This is a genomic window from Paenibacillus pasadenensis DSM 19293, from assembly GCF_000422485.1.
Taxonomy (GTDB): Bacteria; Bacillota; Bacilli; order Paenibacillales; family Paenibacillaceae; genus Paenibacillus_O; species Paenibacillus_O pasadenensis.
Genome location: NZ_AULW01000016.1, coordinates 239,610 through 256,131 on the forward strand (window position 1 = coordinate 239,610; position 16,522 = coordinate 256,131).

At 61.2% G+C, this 16,522-nt stretch carries 10 protein-coding genes; all 10 read left to right on the top strand.

Annotated features, from left to right (window positions below; genetic code table 11):
• The first annotated feature begins 19 nt into the window (after positions 1 to 19).
• The 10 genes from H582_RS0104840 to H582_RS26030 all read left to right on the top strand — a co-directional run bounded on the left by H582_RS0104840 (position 20) and on the right by H582_RS26030 (position 16,450).
• On the top strand, positions 20 to 2,098 hold the full coding sequence (locus H582_RS0104840) for a hypothetical protein (protein WP_028597622.1): 2,079 nt from the start codon (positions 20 to 22) through the stop codon (positions 2,096 to 2,098).
• Between the two features lie 100 nt (positions 2,099 to 2,198).
• Entirely contained in the window at positions 2,199 to 5,057 is a 2,859-nt protein-coding gene (locus tag H582_RS0104845) for an extracellular solute-binding protein (protein WP_164820092.1), read from the top strand.
• On the top strand, positions 5,054 to 6,004 hold the full coding sequence (locus tag H582_RS0104850; RefSeq protein WP_164820091.1) for a carbohydrate ABC transporter permease: 951 nt from the start codon (positions 5,054 to 5,056) through the stop codon (positions 6,002 to 6,004). The genes H582_RS0104845 and H582_RS0104850 overlap by 4 nt, the downstream gene beginning before the upstream one ends.
• Positions 6,005 to 6,895, top strand: a complete 891-nt coding sequence (locus tag H582_RS0104855) for a carbohydrate ABC transporter permease (protein WP_228551605.1) — start codon at positions 6,005 to 6,007, stop codon at positions 6,893 to 6,895.
• A 22-nt stretch (positions 6,896 to 6,917) separates the two neighbouring features.
• Positions 6,918 to 8,372, top strand: a complete 1,455-nt coding sequence (locus H582_RS0104860; protein ID WP_028597626.1) for an NHL repeat-containing protein — start codon at positions 6,918 to 6,920, stop codon at positions 8,370 to 8,372.
• Between the two features lie 51 nt (positions 8,373 to 8,423).
• On the top strand, positions 8,424 to 9,050 hold the full coding sequence (locus tag H582_RS0104865; protein ID WP_028597627.1) for a YIP1 family protein: 627 nt from the start codon (positions 8,424 to 8,426) through the stop codon (positions 9,048 to 9,050).
• Between the two features lie 4 nt (positions 9,051 to 9,054).
• Positions 9,055 to 11,679, top strand: a complete 2,625-nt coding sequence (locus H582_RS0104870; protein ID WP_028597628.1) for a DUF5696 domain-containing protein — start codon at positions 9,055 to 9,057, stop codon at positions 11,677 to 11,679.
• 12 nt (positions 11,680 to 11,691) lie between these two features.
• On the top strand, positions 11,692 to 12,627 hold the full coding sequence (locus H582_RS0104875) for a carbohydrate ABC transporter permease (RefSeq protein WP_028597629.1): 936 nt from the start codon (positions 11,692 to 11,694) through the stop codon (positions 12,625 to 12,627).
• Positions 12,614 to 13,609 (top strand): carbohydrate ABC transporter permease, encoded by a 996-nt coding sequence (locus H582_RS0104880; RefSeq protein WP_028597630.1) that lies wholly within the window; start codon positions 12,614 to 12,616, stop codon positions 13,607 to 13,609. Before H582_RS0104875 ends, H582_RS0104880 begins: the two co-directional genes overlap by 14 nt.
• Positions 13,610 to 13,657: 48 nt before the next feature.
• Entirely contained in the window at positions 13,658 to 16,450 is a 2,793-nt protein-coding gene (locus H582_RS26030) for a beta-galactosidase (RefSeq protein WP_052332971.1), read from the top strand.
• Positions 16,451 to 16,522: the final 72 nt, after the last annotated feature.

Here is a 16,522-nt window from a genome sequence, read left to right on the forward strand (position 1 = left end):
CAAATGGGGAGGATCGAACATGGCAATCCAATCGAAAAGGCTGCCTGCGATGTTCATGGCCATCGCGATGTTTTTCACCGTCTTGATCGGCTGCGAGAATTCGAACGGAGATCCGGCAGCGGAAGCTCCGGCTAAAAACGAAGCGGCGCAAAGCAAGGAGGAGCCGCAGCCGAGCGGAGGAGGCGGCAAGGGAGAGCCGACCGTCATCGTATTCGGCACCCACTGGCAGGCGGGAGACGACCCGAGCTGGAAGGATCCTGTGACCGGCGAGCCGGGCATGTCGCCGGAGCAGCTGCTCGCCCGCCAGAAAGCCCAGGAGGCGGTGCTCAGCGAGCTCAACGTCGAGATCAAATGGCTGCAATACCCGACCGACCTGCGGGAGTCGCTGCTGAAGTCGGTGCTCGCGAATGCTCCGCTCGTCGACCTGGCGCTGCTGTGGGGCGGCTCGCAAGGAACGCTCATCGGGCAGAACATCTTCCAGCCGCTGGACGAGTACGAGAGCATCTTCAGCGATCCGGACGACGCCTGGATGCTCGGCGAAAAGATGTTCGGCAACAAATATTTCCTGAACTACATCCTCGACTTCGTCAACGCCTGGCCGCTCGTCTACAACATCTCGTACCTCGACAAGGTCGACGCGCTCAAGGAAAACGGCAAGACGGTCTATCCGCATGATCTGTGGAAGCAAGGCAAATGGACCTGGTCGGCCTTCGAGAGCTACCTGTCCAAGGTCAACGAGTATTACGCGAACAAAAAGTCGCCGGTGCGGACGGACGTGCCGATCAAGCCGTTCCAGACCGACTACCGCTATACGGCGTTCCAGGCGATCCACGCCAACGGCGGAGCGGTGTACGGAGCCGACGGGCTGACGGCGGATTCGGCGGAAGCCAAGGAGGCGGTAGCCTATCTCGATCGGCTGATGTCGAAAAGCCTGATGATGACGTCCCGATACGGCGACGACTCCTCCGTTCCGGGCTGGACCTGGAACGGCAGCGATTTCGGCAACGGAGAGACCGTGTTCACCAACATGGTGCCGTGGCTGTCGAACGGAGCGGGCCAGACGCTGGCGTCCCGCGGCGAGTCGATGGGCGTCGTGCCGTTCCCGAGACCGGACGGCATCGCGGCCGACGATCCGAAGTATGGCCAGGTCATTTTCCCGAACAATCAGTTCGCCGTCCTGAAGGGCGTCTCCAAAGAGAAGACGGAGCTTGCGCTGAAGGCCTACAAGACTTATTGGTCGACCGTCTACAAGACGCTGGCGAGCAGCGACAAGGCGCTGGACTTCTTCAGCAAGCAAGCGAAGAGCACGGCGATCAACTACGGCTTCGACGTCACGAACGAGCAATATGGAGACGCCGTTTTGGAAGCGTTCACAGCCATCTCCGGCAGCAGCCCGAACGAATATGCGTCGATCATGCCATGGAGCAACATATGGACGGACGTCATCCTCGGCAATTCCTTGTACGGACTGAACGGCTCTCCGAAATATGCCGGCGCGATCGACGCGCAGAAAAACGTCATCGTAGACGCGATGGCTGCGGTTGAAAAGACGATCAGCTCCGGCGAATCGAAGGACAACATGCCGCCTGCCTTTACGGCGACCGGCACGCCGATCGCGATTCCGGCCGGCACGGATCCGTCGACGATCAAATGGGATGCGTTCGTCAAGGCGGCGGACGGCATTGACGGCGAGATTCCGTTTGCAAGCGTCGCGGTCGACGTCTCCAAGACGAAGTTCGATACGGTCGGAAGCTATGACGGAGGCCTTGCGCTTTCCGCCAAGGATGCCGCCGGCAACGAAGGCAAAGGAGCCTTTGCCGTCATCGTCTACGATCCGAACAACAAAAAGCCGCCGACCCTCGCCGCAAAAGCGGAATACCGCAAGGTGAAGGTGGATGAAGACGCCTCGGCCATCAACTGGGGAGCGGACTTCGTGGATCAGGCGGTCGACAAGGACGGCTTCGATCTGAAGGGCCAGATTGCCGCGGACATCGGAAGCCTCGATGTGACGACGCCGGGCACCTATGACGTGAAGCTCTCGGTGAAGGACTTTGCCGGCAATGCGGCGGAGCTGACCATTCCGGTGACGGTCGAGTAAGGAGCAGACGCGAATCGCTGCGGGCTGCGGATGCGGCGCCCAGCCGGGCGGCGGCCGCCGTCCGCAGCCCTTTAATGGAGGGTCCAGGCGTATGTCCAAGATGAAAAGAACGATGTTGTGCGCGGCGCTGGCCTTGCCGGCATTCGCCCTGCTCCTGTCTGCGGCAGGAGCAGGCAGCGTGAATGCGCTGACGGCGGATGGAACGCAAGAGCGGCAAGGCTATCTCGAGGAATCGTACCGCGCCTACCTCGAGAGCGCCGGTTATGCAGGGAAGATGGCTTCCTCGGCCATCGAGGTGGATGTCGCTTCCTTCACCGCCTCGGACGGCATGGAGGCAAGCTACCGGGACGGCGCGGCCATCGCTGGCGAGAACGGCAGCATCACCTGGAGCGTGCCGGTGCGGGAGGCGGGATTCTACCATATCGCGCTCACGTATGCGCCTGTCGCAGGAACGAACGCGAAGATCGAGCGCAAGCTGCGGATCGACGGCAAAAGCCTGTTCGCCGGCATGGACCAGCTGGTCTTCCATCGCGTATGGGACAGCAGCGCGGCCATCGCGCAGAAGGATGGGAACGAAATTCGGCCCAACGCGATCGAAAAGACGGAGCCGATGACGGTCTATCTGAACGACTCGCGCAAGCGAGGCTTGGAGCCGTATGCCTTTTACTTGAGCGCGGGTACGCATGACCTCTCCTTCGAATCCGTCAAGGAGCCGATCGAGATCCGCGGCATCACGCTGCGAGCGGCGCCTGAGATCAAGCCCTATGCGGACGCGCTGGCGCAATGGCAATCGAAGCTCAAGGTATATGACGGAGCGAGCCTCGTCTATCAGGCGGAACGGACCGACGGCCGCACGGTCGGAATCGAGAAATCGTCGGTCGACATCATGCTGGCCACCGACTACGCCAATCCCAGCACCGTTCCCTACCATCCCTATAAAATCAAGCTGAACACGATCGGCGGCACGAGCTGGAGGACGCCGGGCGACTTCATCTCCTGGCGCATCGAGGCGCCGGAGGAGGGGCTGTACCGGATCTCCTTCCGCGGGGCGCAGAATACGAACCGCGGCGTCATGTCGTACCGGCAGCTGAAGGTGAACGGGGAAGTCCCTTTCCGCGAGGCGGAAGCGATCCCGTTCGCCTTCCATTCCGGGTTCGTCCACTATGTGCCGGGAAGCGGCGGCGAGGAATACCTCATTCCGCTGAAGCAAGGCGAGAATACGATCTCGCTGGAGGTCGTGCTGGGCGATTTTGCCATGCCGCTGTCGGAAGTCGAGAAGAGCGTGCTCGCTCTGAACGGCTTGTACCGCAAGACGGTCCAGATTACCGGCCTCGTGCCGGATCGGTACATCGACTATGAGATCACGAAAAAGATTCCCGGCTACGCGCAGACGCTGCAGGAGGAGAGCGAGCGGCTGCAGGCTGTCGTCCGCGAGCTGGTGAGGATCACCGGCGAAAAGGGCGAGAAGACGGCGATGATTGAAAAAATGCAGGTGCAGGCGGAGCGGCTGAGCCAAAATCCGGAAGCGGTCATCACGGAGCTGGCCACGATGGAGAACAACATCTCCTCGATGGGCACCTGGATCTCTTCGATCTCGGAGATGCCGCTGCAGCTCGACAGCTTTACGCTGTCCGCGCCCGACGCCCCGCTCCCGGCCGCCAAGCCGAATCCGTTCGTCCGCGCCTATTACGGAGCGGTCCGATTTTTCTCGACCTTCTTCGTCGATGAGACGACGCTGTCCAGCGGCGAGCAGGACGGCGCCATCAAGGTGTGGATCGCGGCGGGACGGGATCAGGCCCAGGTCATCAAGACGCTGATCGATCAAAGCTTCACGCCGAGGTCGAACATCCCCGTCGAGCTGCAGCTGATCCCGGAGGAGGTCATCCTGCCGGCGACGCTGGCGGGCAACGGCCCCGACGTCGCACTCGCCATCCCGCAGGCGACGGTCGTCAACTTCGCGATGCGCAGCGCGCTCGCGGACTTGTCCAAGCTGGACGGCTTTGACGGCATCCGCGGCCGCTTCAACGAAAGCCTGTGGAGGACGGTATCGTACCGGGACGGCGTATACGGAATTCCCGAGCAGTCGACGTTCCTGATGATGTTCTACCGCAAGGACATCCTCGACCAGCTCGGCCTGCAGCCGCCCGGCACCTGGGCCGAGGCCGAGCATGTCATCTCCGTCCTTCATGCCAACAACTACGACTTCTATATCTCCGGCCAGGAGCTTTATCCGTCGCTCGTGTACCAATCGGGCGGAGACCTGTACCAAGGCAGCGGCAGCGATTACGGCATCCAGAGCGGGCTGGCCAGCGATGAAGCGATGAGCGCGTTCAACCAGCTGACCCGCTTCTTCACGAGCTATCGCCTGCCTGTCACCGCCGACTTCCCGAACCGGTTCCGCACCGGATCGATGCCGGTCGGGATCGCGCCGTACGTCACCTACAACCAGCTCGAGGTGTTCGCTCCGGAAATCCGCGGCTTATGGTCGTTCGCGCCGCTGCCGGGAGTCGAGCAGGCCGGCGGCGGCGTGAACCGCGCCGCGCTGGCGACGACGATCGACAGCGTCATGATGGAGGCGTCGGACAAGAAGGAAGCGGCATGGGAATTCATGAAGTGGTGGGCCGAGACGGAGACGCAGGCTCAATACGCCAATGCGCTTGAATCGGTCATGGGCTCCGCCGCCAGGTACCCGACTGCGAACGTCGACGTGCTGAAGCGGCTGCCCTGGGCGGCGAAGGACGCGGAGCAATTGATGCGGCAGCTCGAGGACACCGTCGGATTCCCCGAGGTGCCGGGCGGCTACATGACGCCGCGGGCGATCGATTATGCGTTCCGCTCGGTCGTGACGAGCGGCCGGAACCCGCGCGAGGCGCTGTATATGAACATCAAGCAGATCGATCGGGAGCTGGAGAAGAAGCGCAAGGAATTCAAGCTCTCCACAGATAGAGGGGCAAGGTGAGTATGCAGACGAGTCGGAATTCGATCCGGGAACCTATCCTGACCCGCAAGAGCGAGACGTCGATCTCGCATGTCTGGAAAAGACATAAAGAGAAATACTTGCTGCTGCTTCCGTTCTCCGTCATCTTTGTCGTGTTCACCGTCATTCCCGTCCTGACTTCGATCGTGCTCAGCTTCACCTCGTTCAACATGCTCGAGCTGCCGAAGTTCGTCGGATTCGGGAACTACATCAACTTGCTCGTGAACGACGAAATCTTTCTGGTCGCGGTGAAGAACACGCTGTTTTTCGCGCTCATCACCGGGCCGATCAGCTATATCATGTGCTTCGTCTTCTCCTGGCTGATCAACGAGCTGACGCCGAAAGTGCGCGCGGTCATGACGCTGGTATTCTACGCGCCTTCGATTTCGGGCAACGCCTATCTGATCTGGAAGCTCATCTTCTCGTCCGACATGTACGGCTATTCCAACGCCTGGCTGCTGCGGCTCGGCTTCATCAGCGAGCCGATCCTGTGGTTCGACAAGAAGGAGTACGTGTTCCCGATCCTGATTCTGGTCCAGCTGTGGCTGAGCCTTGGCGTGAGCTTCCTGGCGTTCATCGCGGGCTTGCAAAACGTGGACCGGACGCTGTACGAGGCCGGACAGATCGACGGCATCCGCAACCGGTGGCAGGAGCTCTGGTTCATCACGCTGCCGTCCATGAAGCCGCAGCTGCTGTTCGGAGCCGTCATGCAGATCACCAGTTCGCTGTCGGTGTCGCAGCTGTCGATCGAGCTCGCCGGCTTCCCTTCGGTCGAGTATTCGGGCCATACGATCCTGACGCATCTGCATGACTACGGCTTCATCCGCTACGAGATGGGCTACGCCTCGGCGATCGCGACGGTGCTGTTCTTCATCATGGTCTTCACGAACATCATCGTGCAGAAAGCTTTGAGAAGGGTAGGGGTTTAGGTGAGCGTCGTTCCTGCAGCGGTCAAAAAAGCGTACTTGTCGCGAAAGTTCAGGCGAAGGAACCGAAGCATCCTGGGCGACATGAGCCTGACGTTTTTCCTCGGCCTGTTCGGCCTGTTCAGCGTCTGGCCGCTTGTGTTCATCCTCAACAACGCGTTCAAGCCGCTCAACGAGATTTTCCTCTTCCCGCCGAAGCTGTTCGTGCTGAGCCCGACGCTGACGAACTTCCAGGATCTGCTCATCATCATCGGCAACTCCTGGATCCCGATGTCCCGCTATCTGTTCAATACGCTGTTCCTTACGGCGGCCGGCACGGCGGGCACGGTCATCATCGGCTCGATGGCGGCTTTTCCGCTGGCCAAATACGTCTTTCCCGGCTCGAAGACGATGTCGAAGCTGATCGTCTACTCCCTCATGTTCAACGGCACCGTCACCGCGCTGCCGAACTACGTCATCATGTCGAAGCTGAATATGATCGACAGCTACTGGGCGGTCATCCTGCCCTCGGTCGGCTCGACGCTCGGACTGTACCTCATGCTGAACTTCATGGTCCAGGTGCCCGACGCGCTGATCGAGGCGGCCAAGATCGACGGAGCGAGCGAGTTCACGATCTTTTGGAAAGTCATGATGCCGCTGTCCAAGGCGGCCTGGATCACTCTCATCATCCTCTCGTTCCAGAACTTCTGGGGGACGACGGGCGGCGGCTTCATCTTCAGCGAGAAGCTGAAGCCGATCAGCTATGCGCTGGCGCAGATCGTCAATGCCGGCGTAGCCCGCACGGGGGTCGCCTCGGCCGTGACGCTGATCATGCTGGTCGTGCCGGTGGCCGTCTTCATCTTTTCGCAGAGCAACGTCATCCAGACGATGGCCTCGGCAGGCATCAAGGAATAACGACGGAGAGGAGGGTTCCGCGATGATGAAAACGTTGCGGGCGGCCGGCATCGCGGCCGTGCTCTGCTTGATCTGGCCGCTGGCGAGCGCGCATGCCGCCACGACGTTCGAAAGCAATTACACGTACGACGCCTGGGGGAACGTCAAGCGAAGTCCCCCGGCGTTCGAGCTGGTCGATACGCTGGACAGCCGGGACATGGAGCCGATCAAGGTCGGAAGCTTCGATGATGTCTTCGTCTCCGAAGACCGGATCTTTGTGGCGGACGCGACGGAAAGCCGCATCAGCGTCTTTGATGCCCAGCTCCGTTTCGCAGCGTCGATCAAGCTCATCCGCGACGGAGCCGGCAAGATCATGGTGAGCGAAGCGACCGGCAAGCAGCTGATGCTGACGAATCCGGAGGGCGTGTTCTACAGCGAGGCGTCCGAGGAGCTGTATATCGCGGACACGGGCGCGGAGCGGATCGTCGTCCTGGACGGGATGACCTATGCGTTCAAGCGGACGATCGAGAGGCCGGAGAACATGGTCGGAGCGACCCTGTTCAAGCCATCCAAGCTCGTCGTCGACAAGAACGGGAAAATCAGCGTCGTCGTGCAGGGCAGCTACGAAGGCATCATCGAGATCCAGCCCGACGGGTCCTTCTCCCGGTATTTCGGCTTGAACAAGCCGCGGGTCGATCTGGCGGACTTCTTCTGGAAGTCGCTGGCCTCCAGCCAGCAGAAGGAAAAGATGAAAAAGCTGTTCGCGCCTTCCTTCAACAACATCAGCATCGATGCGGAAGGACTCATCTATGCGACGACGTTCGACCCGTCCGCGCAGAACAAAGTGTTCCGGTTCAACTCGAAGGGGGAGAACATCCTCGTCCAGAACGGATATTTCCCCGTCATGGGCGATCTGACGCGGGTCACGGGCCAGGAAAGCCAGTTCGTCGACATCGCCGTTTCCGATTACGGCGTGTACGCGCTTCTGGACAAGACGATGGGCCGGGTGTTCCTTTACAACTTCGAGGGCGACATCATGAACGTGTTCAACTCGATCGGCAACCTGAAGGGGAACGTCAAGGAGCCGACCTCGATCGCCTGGTTCGGAGATCGGCTGATCCTGCTCGACCGGCAATTCGGAAGCGCGTCCGTGTTCCAGCCGACGGAGTTCGGAGCGGCCGCGCTGGAAGCGGAGAAGCAGTATTTCAACGGGAATTGGAAAGCGGCGGGCGGAGCCTACCTGGACACGCTCGAGCGCAACGCCAACTACGACATCGCCTATACGGGAGTCGGCCGCAACCTTCTGATGCAGGACGAGTTCGACGAGGCGATGTACTACACGAAGCTCGGCAACAGCCGCGGCTATTATTCGCAGGCGTTCGCGGAGTATCGCAACCTGTTCATCCAGCATCATTTCCTGTGGTTCGTCCTCGTGTTCGTCGCGTTCGCGGTCCTGTTGTTCTATTCGGAATACCGGTACAACCGAAAGACCGGCTGATCGATGCGTCGGCTCCATCATGTTCTCGAAAGAAAGGCAGGATCGCGACTTATGACCGGAATTGTCGAAGACGGCAAGTCTATGCTCCGCGTGCTCTTCCATCCGTTCGACGGGTTCTACGAGGTGAAGTTCCTGGGCAAACGGAATTTCGCGCTGGCGACGATCATCATGCTCCTTTGCGGCTTGACGGGCATCTTGAGCTATCAGTACACCGGCTTCATCCTGAACTACTTCCCGCTGTTCGAGATGAACAGCATCGCCCTCTTCGTGACGACGCTGTTTCCGTTCCTGTTGTTCCTGCTCAGCAATTGGAGCGTGACGACGCTGTTCGACGGCAACGGCACGATCGGCGACATCTACATCGTGCTCAGCTATGCGCTCCTGCCGAAGCTGGCGTTCGACCTCGCCGGCATCGCGCTGAGCAATGTCGTGACGCAGGAGGAGGCGGGGCTGCTGCAGGCGTTTACGGCGATCGGGACCGTATGGTTTGCGTTCCTGCTGTTCTGCGGCTTGACCGTCACGCATGAATATTCGGCTCTCGTCAACATCGTGACGCTGGCCGCATCATGCGCCTCGGCGGTTCTGATTCTTTTCCTGTCGATGCTCTATTTCACGCTGATCGGGAAAGTCGTCGGATTCGTCTATGCCGTGTTCCTGGAGCTATCAAAGAGGTGGTGACGACATGCTGAAGGATTTGCGCGAAGCGGCGTCCTTCCGAAAAAAGGCCGCGGGCCGGATGGCGCTGGCGCTCGCGCTGCTGGCCGTGCTGGCGTCCGCCGCGATCGCTTATCTCCCCTCCGTCGTCCAGCATTACAGCATCGGACGGCAGCCGCTGCCGGAATACGAGCGGGCGGGACTGTCGCCCGCGACGGGCGAGATCGACAAGGGGGCCGGCACGGTGCTGCTGGCCCAAAACGAAGGCAGGGAGCTGTACCTCGACGCCCGCACGCTGAATCTGAAAGTCGTGGACGCGCAAAGCGGAGCGACGTGGAACAGCCTGTATGAGGACGGCAAGAGCGGGGATGCCGAAAAATCCCCGCTCCTCATCCGGTTCCTCGGCAAGGACAGCGCGATGTACGAATGGGATGCGTACAAGTACGCGATCCAGAACGGCCGCTACACGCTGAACCGGATCGACGGCGGCGTGCAGATCGTGTTTGATTTTTTTGAATCGGAATCGTACCGCCTGCAGGAGTACCTGCCGCAGAAAATCTCGATCGAACATTACGAGAAGCTCTTCCTCGAAAAGCTGGAGCAGGCGGTGAGCCAGGGAAAGCTGACGGAGGCTCAGGCGAAAAAGCATGAAGAGTCGCTCTCCATCGCGTATCAGCGGGATGAGGACAACGGCCTCTACTTCTTCAAGTTTTCCGGGCTGCCGCCGCTCTCGCTCGTGAAGGATCTGATCCAGTTCTCCAAGGCGGTCGGCTATACGACCGAGATGCTGCTGGCGGACAGCCAGCAGTATGGCATTTCGGTCACGATCGCGCAGCCGGCCCGCTTCGTCGTGACGATGGAGGCGAAGCTCGATCGAGGCGATCTCGTCGTCCGCGTGCCGTCCTACTCGATCGAGGGAGACAACGACTTCTACACGATCCAGAACATCAGCGTGCTTCCTGCGTTCGGACTGGTGTCGGCCGAGAAGGCGGAGGACGGGCAGATCGTCGTGCCGGACGGGGCGGGCGCGCTGTTCCAGATCAATACGTTCAACGGCAAGTTCCCGGAATACGAGCGTCCGCTGTACGACAATACCTACTACAACACGTTATACGAGCTGCCGGAATATCCCGAAACGCTGTCGATGCCGGTGTTCGGCCTGTACGCGACCGATCTCCGCGGGAGATCCCAAGGACATCTGGGCATCGTCGAAAAAGGCGCGGAGCTCGGCTACGTGAAGGTGCAGCTCGGCACGAAGGACGCTTCGGCGGGAGGCTCGCTGTACAACAAGGTGTACAGCTCCTTCGACTCCACGCAGTATTCGCGGGTGAAGGTGTTCGGGCCTTACAGCGACAACGAGGCTCGCTTCCTGGCGGACACCGGCTTGATCCCGGTCGACTACACGGTCCGTTACAAGCTGTTCGCCGGGAAGGTCGACTATTACGATCTGGCCCGGACGTATCGCCAGCATCTGATCGACACCTACGGCCTGAAGCCGGCCTATTCGACGGAGCCGAAGCTGTTCCTGGACGTGATCGGAACGGTCACGCTGGAGAAGAGGAGGCTCGGCGTCCCGTATACCGAGCCGTATTCCATGACGACATACAGCCAGCTGCTGGACATCGTCAAGGATCTGCAGGACGTGAACGCGGTCGTGAACTACAAGGGCGTCTTCAACGGAGGCATGGACAACACGATCGGGAACAAGGCGGAGCTGGTCGGAGCGAACGGCAGCAGGAAGGAGCTGGAGGCGCTGCGCAAGCAGGTCGAGAGCGGGAACGGCTCGCTGTTCCTCCACGCCGATCTGATGCGGGTGGCGGACACGAGCGGAGGCTTCTGGCCGAAAAGCAACGCCTTGTACGGATACGACGGCAAGCCGGTCGAGATCCGCAAGTACAATTATGCCTTCGGCAATTTCGATCCGGACAGCCGAGGCCGCTATCTGCTCCATCCGCTTCGTTTGAGCGACACGGTGGACAAATTCCTCAAGGACTCGCAGGCGTATCCGAATCTCTCGCTCGGCGACATGGGCTCGACCTACTATGCGAGCTACAATCCGCGTGAAATCGTCGATCCGGTCATCAGCCGCGGCATCGTCGAGGAGAACCTGAAGAAGCTGTCCGCCCGCAAGAAGCTCATCCTCGAAAATCCGGCCATCGACCGGATCGGGTATGCGGCGTATGCCTCCGACATCTCCCGGGAGAGCAGCGGCTATGCGACGATGTACAGCTCGATTCCGTTCCGGCAGCTCGTCATGAACGGGTTGACGGAATATACGACGCTGGACGTGAACCTTGCGGCGGATCGCAGCGATTACTTCCTCCTGCAGGCGTTCGAGCTCGGCAGCCTGCCGAAGTTCACGATCAGCGCGGAGAACGTCGACGTCCTCAAAAACTCGGAGTACAGCGACTACTTCTCCATGCAGTACGCCGTCCTCGCCGACGAGATCAAGGCCGTATACGCCGAATACAGCGAGGGGCTGGCGGCGATCGGCTCCAAGGAGATCGTCGGCCATCGGATGCTTGCGGATAATGTGTTCGAAACGACCTATGCCTCGGGCGCCTCGGTCATCGTCAACTACAATAAATTTCCGGTCGCAGCAGCCGGATCGAATCTGGACGCTCTTGGCTATGTCATCCAGCCAACGCCGTAAGGAGGTAATGCCATGCCGGGTGCGGCAGAAAAGATTCGGAAGAGATCGCGCCTCTCCTACCAAACGATGCAGAAAATCCATGGCATCGTGTTCGTGCTGCCGTGGCTGATCGGGTTCGGCCTGTTTTTCGTCACGCCGCTGGCCAGTACGATCAAGTACGCTTTTCATGAAGTCGGCGTGGCGGAAACGGGCGGCATGGCGCTCCGGTATGTCGGCCTCGACAACTTTACGAATCTCTTCAATGTCGAGGTATCGAGCCAGAGCCAGCCGTTCCTGAGGGTGTTCTCCGACGAGAACGTCAATATTTTCATCAACACGCCGGTCATCGTCGTCTTCAGCCTGTTCTGCGCGATTCTGGTCAACGTGAAGTTCAAGGGCCAGGGACTGGCGAGGGTCGTCTTTTTCCTGCCGATCGTGCTTGGACTGAAGGTCGTCGTCGACCTGATCATGGTCTCGACAGGCGGGGACGTGGCCGATGCGGCCGTCGACAGCACCATCGACAACGAGATGATCTTCGATTTCCTGAGGGAGTACACGTTCCTGCCCCGGGACATTACGATGTTCATCTCGGATCTGGCGACGAACATCTTCCTGCTGCTCTCGCAGACAGGCGTGCAGACGCTTATCTTCCTCGCCGGACTGCAGTCCATCAACCCGTCGCTCTACGAGGTGGCGAAGATCGAGGGCGCCAACAGCTACGAGATCTTCTGGAAGATTACGCTGCCGCTGGTCGGCAACATCTCGCTGTTCGCGCTGATCTATACGTTCGTCGACATGTTCCTCAAGTCTCCGATTTCCACGGAAATCTATTATTTCGCCTTCAACAAGAACAATATCGGCGCGGGCTCCGCCTTGTCGGTCGTTTATCTCGTCAACGTGCTGGCCGACCTGCTGCTATTGATGCTGATCATGAACCGGGTGGTGAAGCTGAGCCATGCTGCAAAGTGAAACGCGGACGAAAAATCCAGTCCAGGCTTATCGGCTCAAGAAGGCGATCCGCGGCATCGTCATCGGGTATTTCTTCTATTCGCTTGTCATCGGGCTCGGGTTCGCCATCCTGTATCCGTTGATCAAGCTGATTCCGTTCGTGTTCAACAACCTCGAGGATCTCGGCAATCCCGACGTCATCTGGGTGCCGATCGAGCTGTCCGTAGACAGCTTCCGGGCTGCGATGCGGCTCGTCTTCGGCAACGGCCTGCCGTTGCTGCAGTCCGTCGCCTATGGGGCGGCGATCGCCTTGATTCAGATCTTCATGTCCGCCATCGCCGGCTATTCGCTCGGCCGGATCGGTTTTTGGGGCCGGAACGCCGTCATGGGGCTCGTCATCCTGTCCTTCGTCGTCCCGCCTCAGTCGCTGCTCATCTCGCAATACTTGAGCTTCAAAAACTTCGATGTCCTGGGGATCGCCTCGGCGCTCGGCGGCGGCCCGATCGACCTGATCAACCAGCCGTATACGCTGTACGCGATCGCGCTGCTCGGCTTCGGCGTGAAGCAGAGCATGTTCGTCTTCATTTTCCGCCAGTTTTTCAAGGGGATGCCGGCCGAGCTCGAGGAAGCGGCTTATATCGACGGCTGCGGCTTCTATCGGACGTTCTTCAAGATCGGGCTGCCCAACGCGCTTCCGGCGATCATGACCGTCGGAATCCTCGCTTTCGTATGGAACTACGGAGATACGTACTATACCGGCTACTTCCATCCCGATGGCCCGTACCTGAGCATCAAGCTGGCGACGACGTTCGCTCCTGCGAACGTAAACAACATCCTGTACGCGGTCCGCACCTGGTACGACGTGCCGGGCGCGACGACGTTCGCGTTCGACGCCGTCAAGCAGGCGGCGGCTCTCATCTTCCTGCTGCCGCTCCTGATCCTGTATTTCTTCGCGCAACGGCGGATCGTCGAAAACCTGGAGCAGTCCGGCATCGTCGGGTAACCGGCCGGGCTGCCGATCCCATCCAGACAGAAAGAGGCGTACACCTTTATGAAATCCTTATCCTTATCCAGATCTGCCGGCCAGCGGCAGTCGAGAGTCGACTTCGACCGCAAAAGCTTTGTCATCGATGGCGAGCGGGTCTTCCTCCAAAGCGCCTCCATCCATTATTTTCGAATGCCGCGCGCGGAGTGGCGGGAGACGCTCGTCAAGGCGAAGCTGGCGGGGATGAACAGCATCGACACGTACTTCGCCTGGAACGTCCATGAACCGGAGGAGGGGCAGTGGCGCTTCGAGGGCGATGCAGACTGCGGAGCGTTCCTCGACCTGTGCGCCGAGCTCGGCCTATGGGTCATCGTCAGACCGGGGCCGTTCATCTGCGCCGAATGGGACTTCGGCGGCTTCCCGTGGTGGCTCAGCCGCAAGGAGGGCATCCGCTTCCGGGAAGCGAACGAGACGTTCCTGCGCGCCGTGGACATCTATTTCGACCGGATCGGCGAAATCATCCGGGACCGCCAGCTCGGTGCCGGCGGCACCGTCATTCTCGTCCAGGTCGAGAATGAATACGGCTATCTGGCCGATGACGAGGCCAGCCGGCCATACATGGCTTATTTGCGGGACGGCTGGCTGCGGCGGGGCATCGAGGTGCCGCTGATCACCTGCGCCGGCGGCGTAGAGGGGGCGGTGGAGGGCGCGAACTTCTGGAGCGGGGCGGATTCGCATTTTGACAAGCTCGCCCGGAAGCAGCCGGATGCTCCGAAAATCGTGACCGAGTTCTGGAGCGGATGGTTCGAGCATTGGGGAGCGCCGGCCGCAATTCAAAAAACGCCGGAGCTGTATGAGAAGCGGATGCTCGAGATCATTCGGGCCGGATTTTCCGGGATCAGCCATTACATGTTTTTCGGCGGCACGAACTTCGCCGGATACGGCGGCCGGACGGTCGGCGCGAGCGATGTGTTCATGGTCACCTCCTACGGCTACGATGCGCCGCTCGACGAGTACGGCCGGACGACGCCGAAATATTTCGCCGCGAAGCGGATCGCCTGCCTCGTGCAGGCCATCGAGCCGTTCCTGCTGGAGTCGGAGCCGCTGGATGCTGCCGCCGTCAGGGCGTCGGCAGGGCTGGACGTGCGCGGCAGGAGGCTGGGGGATCAGCAGCTGCTGCTCGTCGAAAGCGGGAAAGAGGAGAGGGAGACGTTCCATCTGACGCTGGAGGACGGCAGGACGCTGCCGGTCATCGTCCATCCCGGCGAGATCGCCCCCGTGCTCGTCTCCGTCGACATCGGCGGAGGGCTGCGTCTGACGAGCACGGCGAGCCTCGCCTGCAACGAGCCCGTCGGCGGCGTGCGGACGCTGATCGTCCATGCGCGCGACGGACTGCGCTCGTTCGTGGAGCTGACCGCCGCCGAGCCGATCCGGCTCGCAGGCGAGCGGCCGCAGCTCGCCTCCTGGAGTCCGGACGGGCGAACCGTTTCCTTCGACCTCTACCATTTTCGCGAGCCGCAAACGATCGAGCTGACGATAGGCGGGGAAGCGCTGCGCCTGATCGTGCTGAGCGGCAGCGAGATGGACCGGACCTGGCGCCTCGGCGCCGGACGGTGGCTGTTCGGCTGCGACGATGTCGATCTGACGCCCGCAGGCGAGGGGGAGTTCCAGGTCGCGGTCAGCCGTGCGGCCGCCCGCCTGCCGCAGCCTCCGGCGCTGCTGGACTGGTCGAGCGCGGCGTTGGAGCTGGACTGCATCGGCGGCATGGCAGTCGATCGGCCTCGGGACTTCACGAGCTGGGGGCAGCCGTACGGCTATCTGCTGTACAGCTGCGAGATCGAGCGGGAGCTCGAGGGCTGGACGACGCTGATTCTGCCGAAGCTGGAGGATCCGGCGCGGGTATTCGTCAACGGAACCGAAGCCGCGCTGATCCGCGAGGTCGGCTCGGCTGCCGTCCGCCTTCCCCTGCGGCAAGGAAGCAATCGGCTGCAGCTGCTCGTGCAGAACATGGGCCGCTTGAACTTCTCGCCCGATCTGGGCGAGCCGAAAGGGCTGTTCGACACGGGATATGTCGATGGCGTGGCGCTCGACCTGCGCGCGGGCTGGAAGGCCGATGACGGCGAGACGGAGGCGGCCGTTCATTTGGACCGGGTCGCTGCCGTCGACGGGCAGCCGAGTCTGTCCCGCATGTTCAGCCTGGACGGACAGGACCGGGCGCTGCTCGTCGGCGCCGTGGCCGTTCCGCTTCGCGTCAACGGCCGGATCGTGCCGCTCGAGGGCTACCAGAACTGGTTCGCTCACCGGACGGTCGATTTGTCGGCGTATGTGCAGCAAGGCCGCAACGTCATCGAGATGCCGTACTTCAAGTCCCCGATCCCGCGCCTGGAGCTGCTGGCTTACCGCTCCGCCGACAGCGTCGGAGGCTGGAGCATGGCCGGCATCGGAGAAGAGCGGCCGGAGGCGGCGGCCCGGCTCGGCGCGGCTGCAGCGACGGCTGAGGAAGCCGGAGCGGCGAGGGCGGACGGTGCGGCGAGGGCGGCCGGAAAAGAAGCGGCTGCCGCCGCCGGGACTCCGGCTTGGCATGCTTGCGAGTTCGCAGCGCCGTCGCTGCCGGAGACGCTGCGCCCGAGGCTCAAGCTGCGGCTGACAGGCATGAGCAAGGGCTCGATCTGGCTGAACGGCATCGACCTCGGGCGATATTGGCAGATCGGACCGCAGGAGGACTACAAGATTCCGATGTCCTGGCTGCAGGAGCGCAACCGGCTCGTCCTGTTCGATGAGCAGGGCCGCTCGCCGGACCGGGTGCGGCTGCTGTATGACGAGGCGTCAGCCCGCGAGTGGGAGCCGCATATCGAGTAGGAGAACGCCGGCCGCCATGGACTCGACGATCCGCGAGAAGGCACGCTGGCGGAGCCGAAAGTCAATATCGCC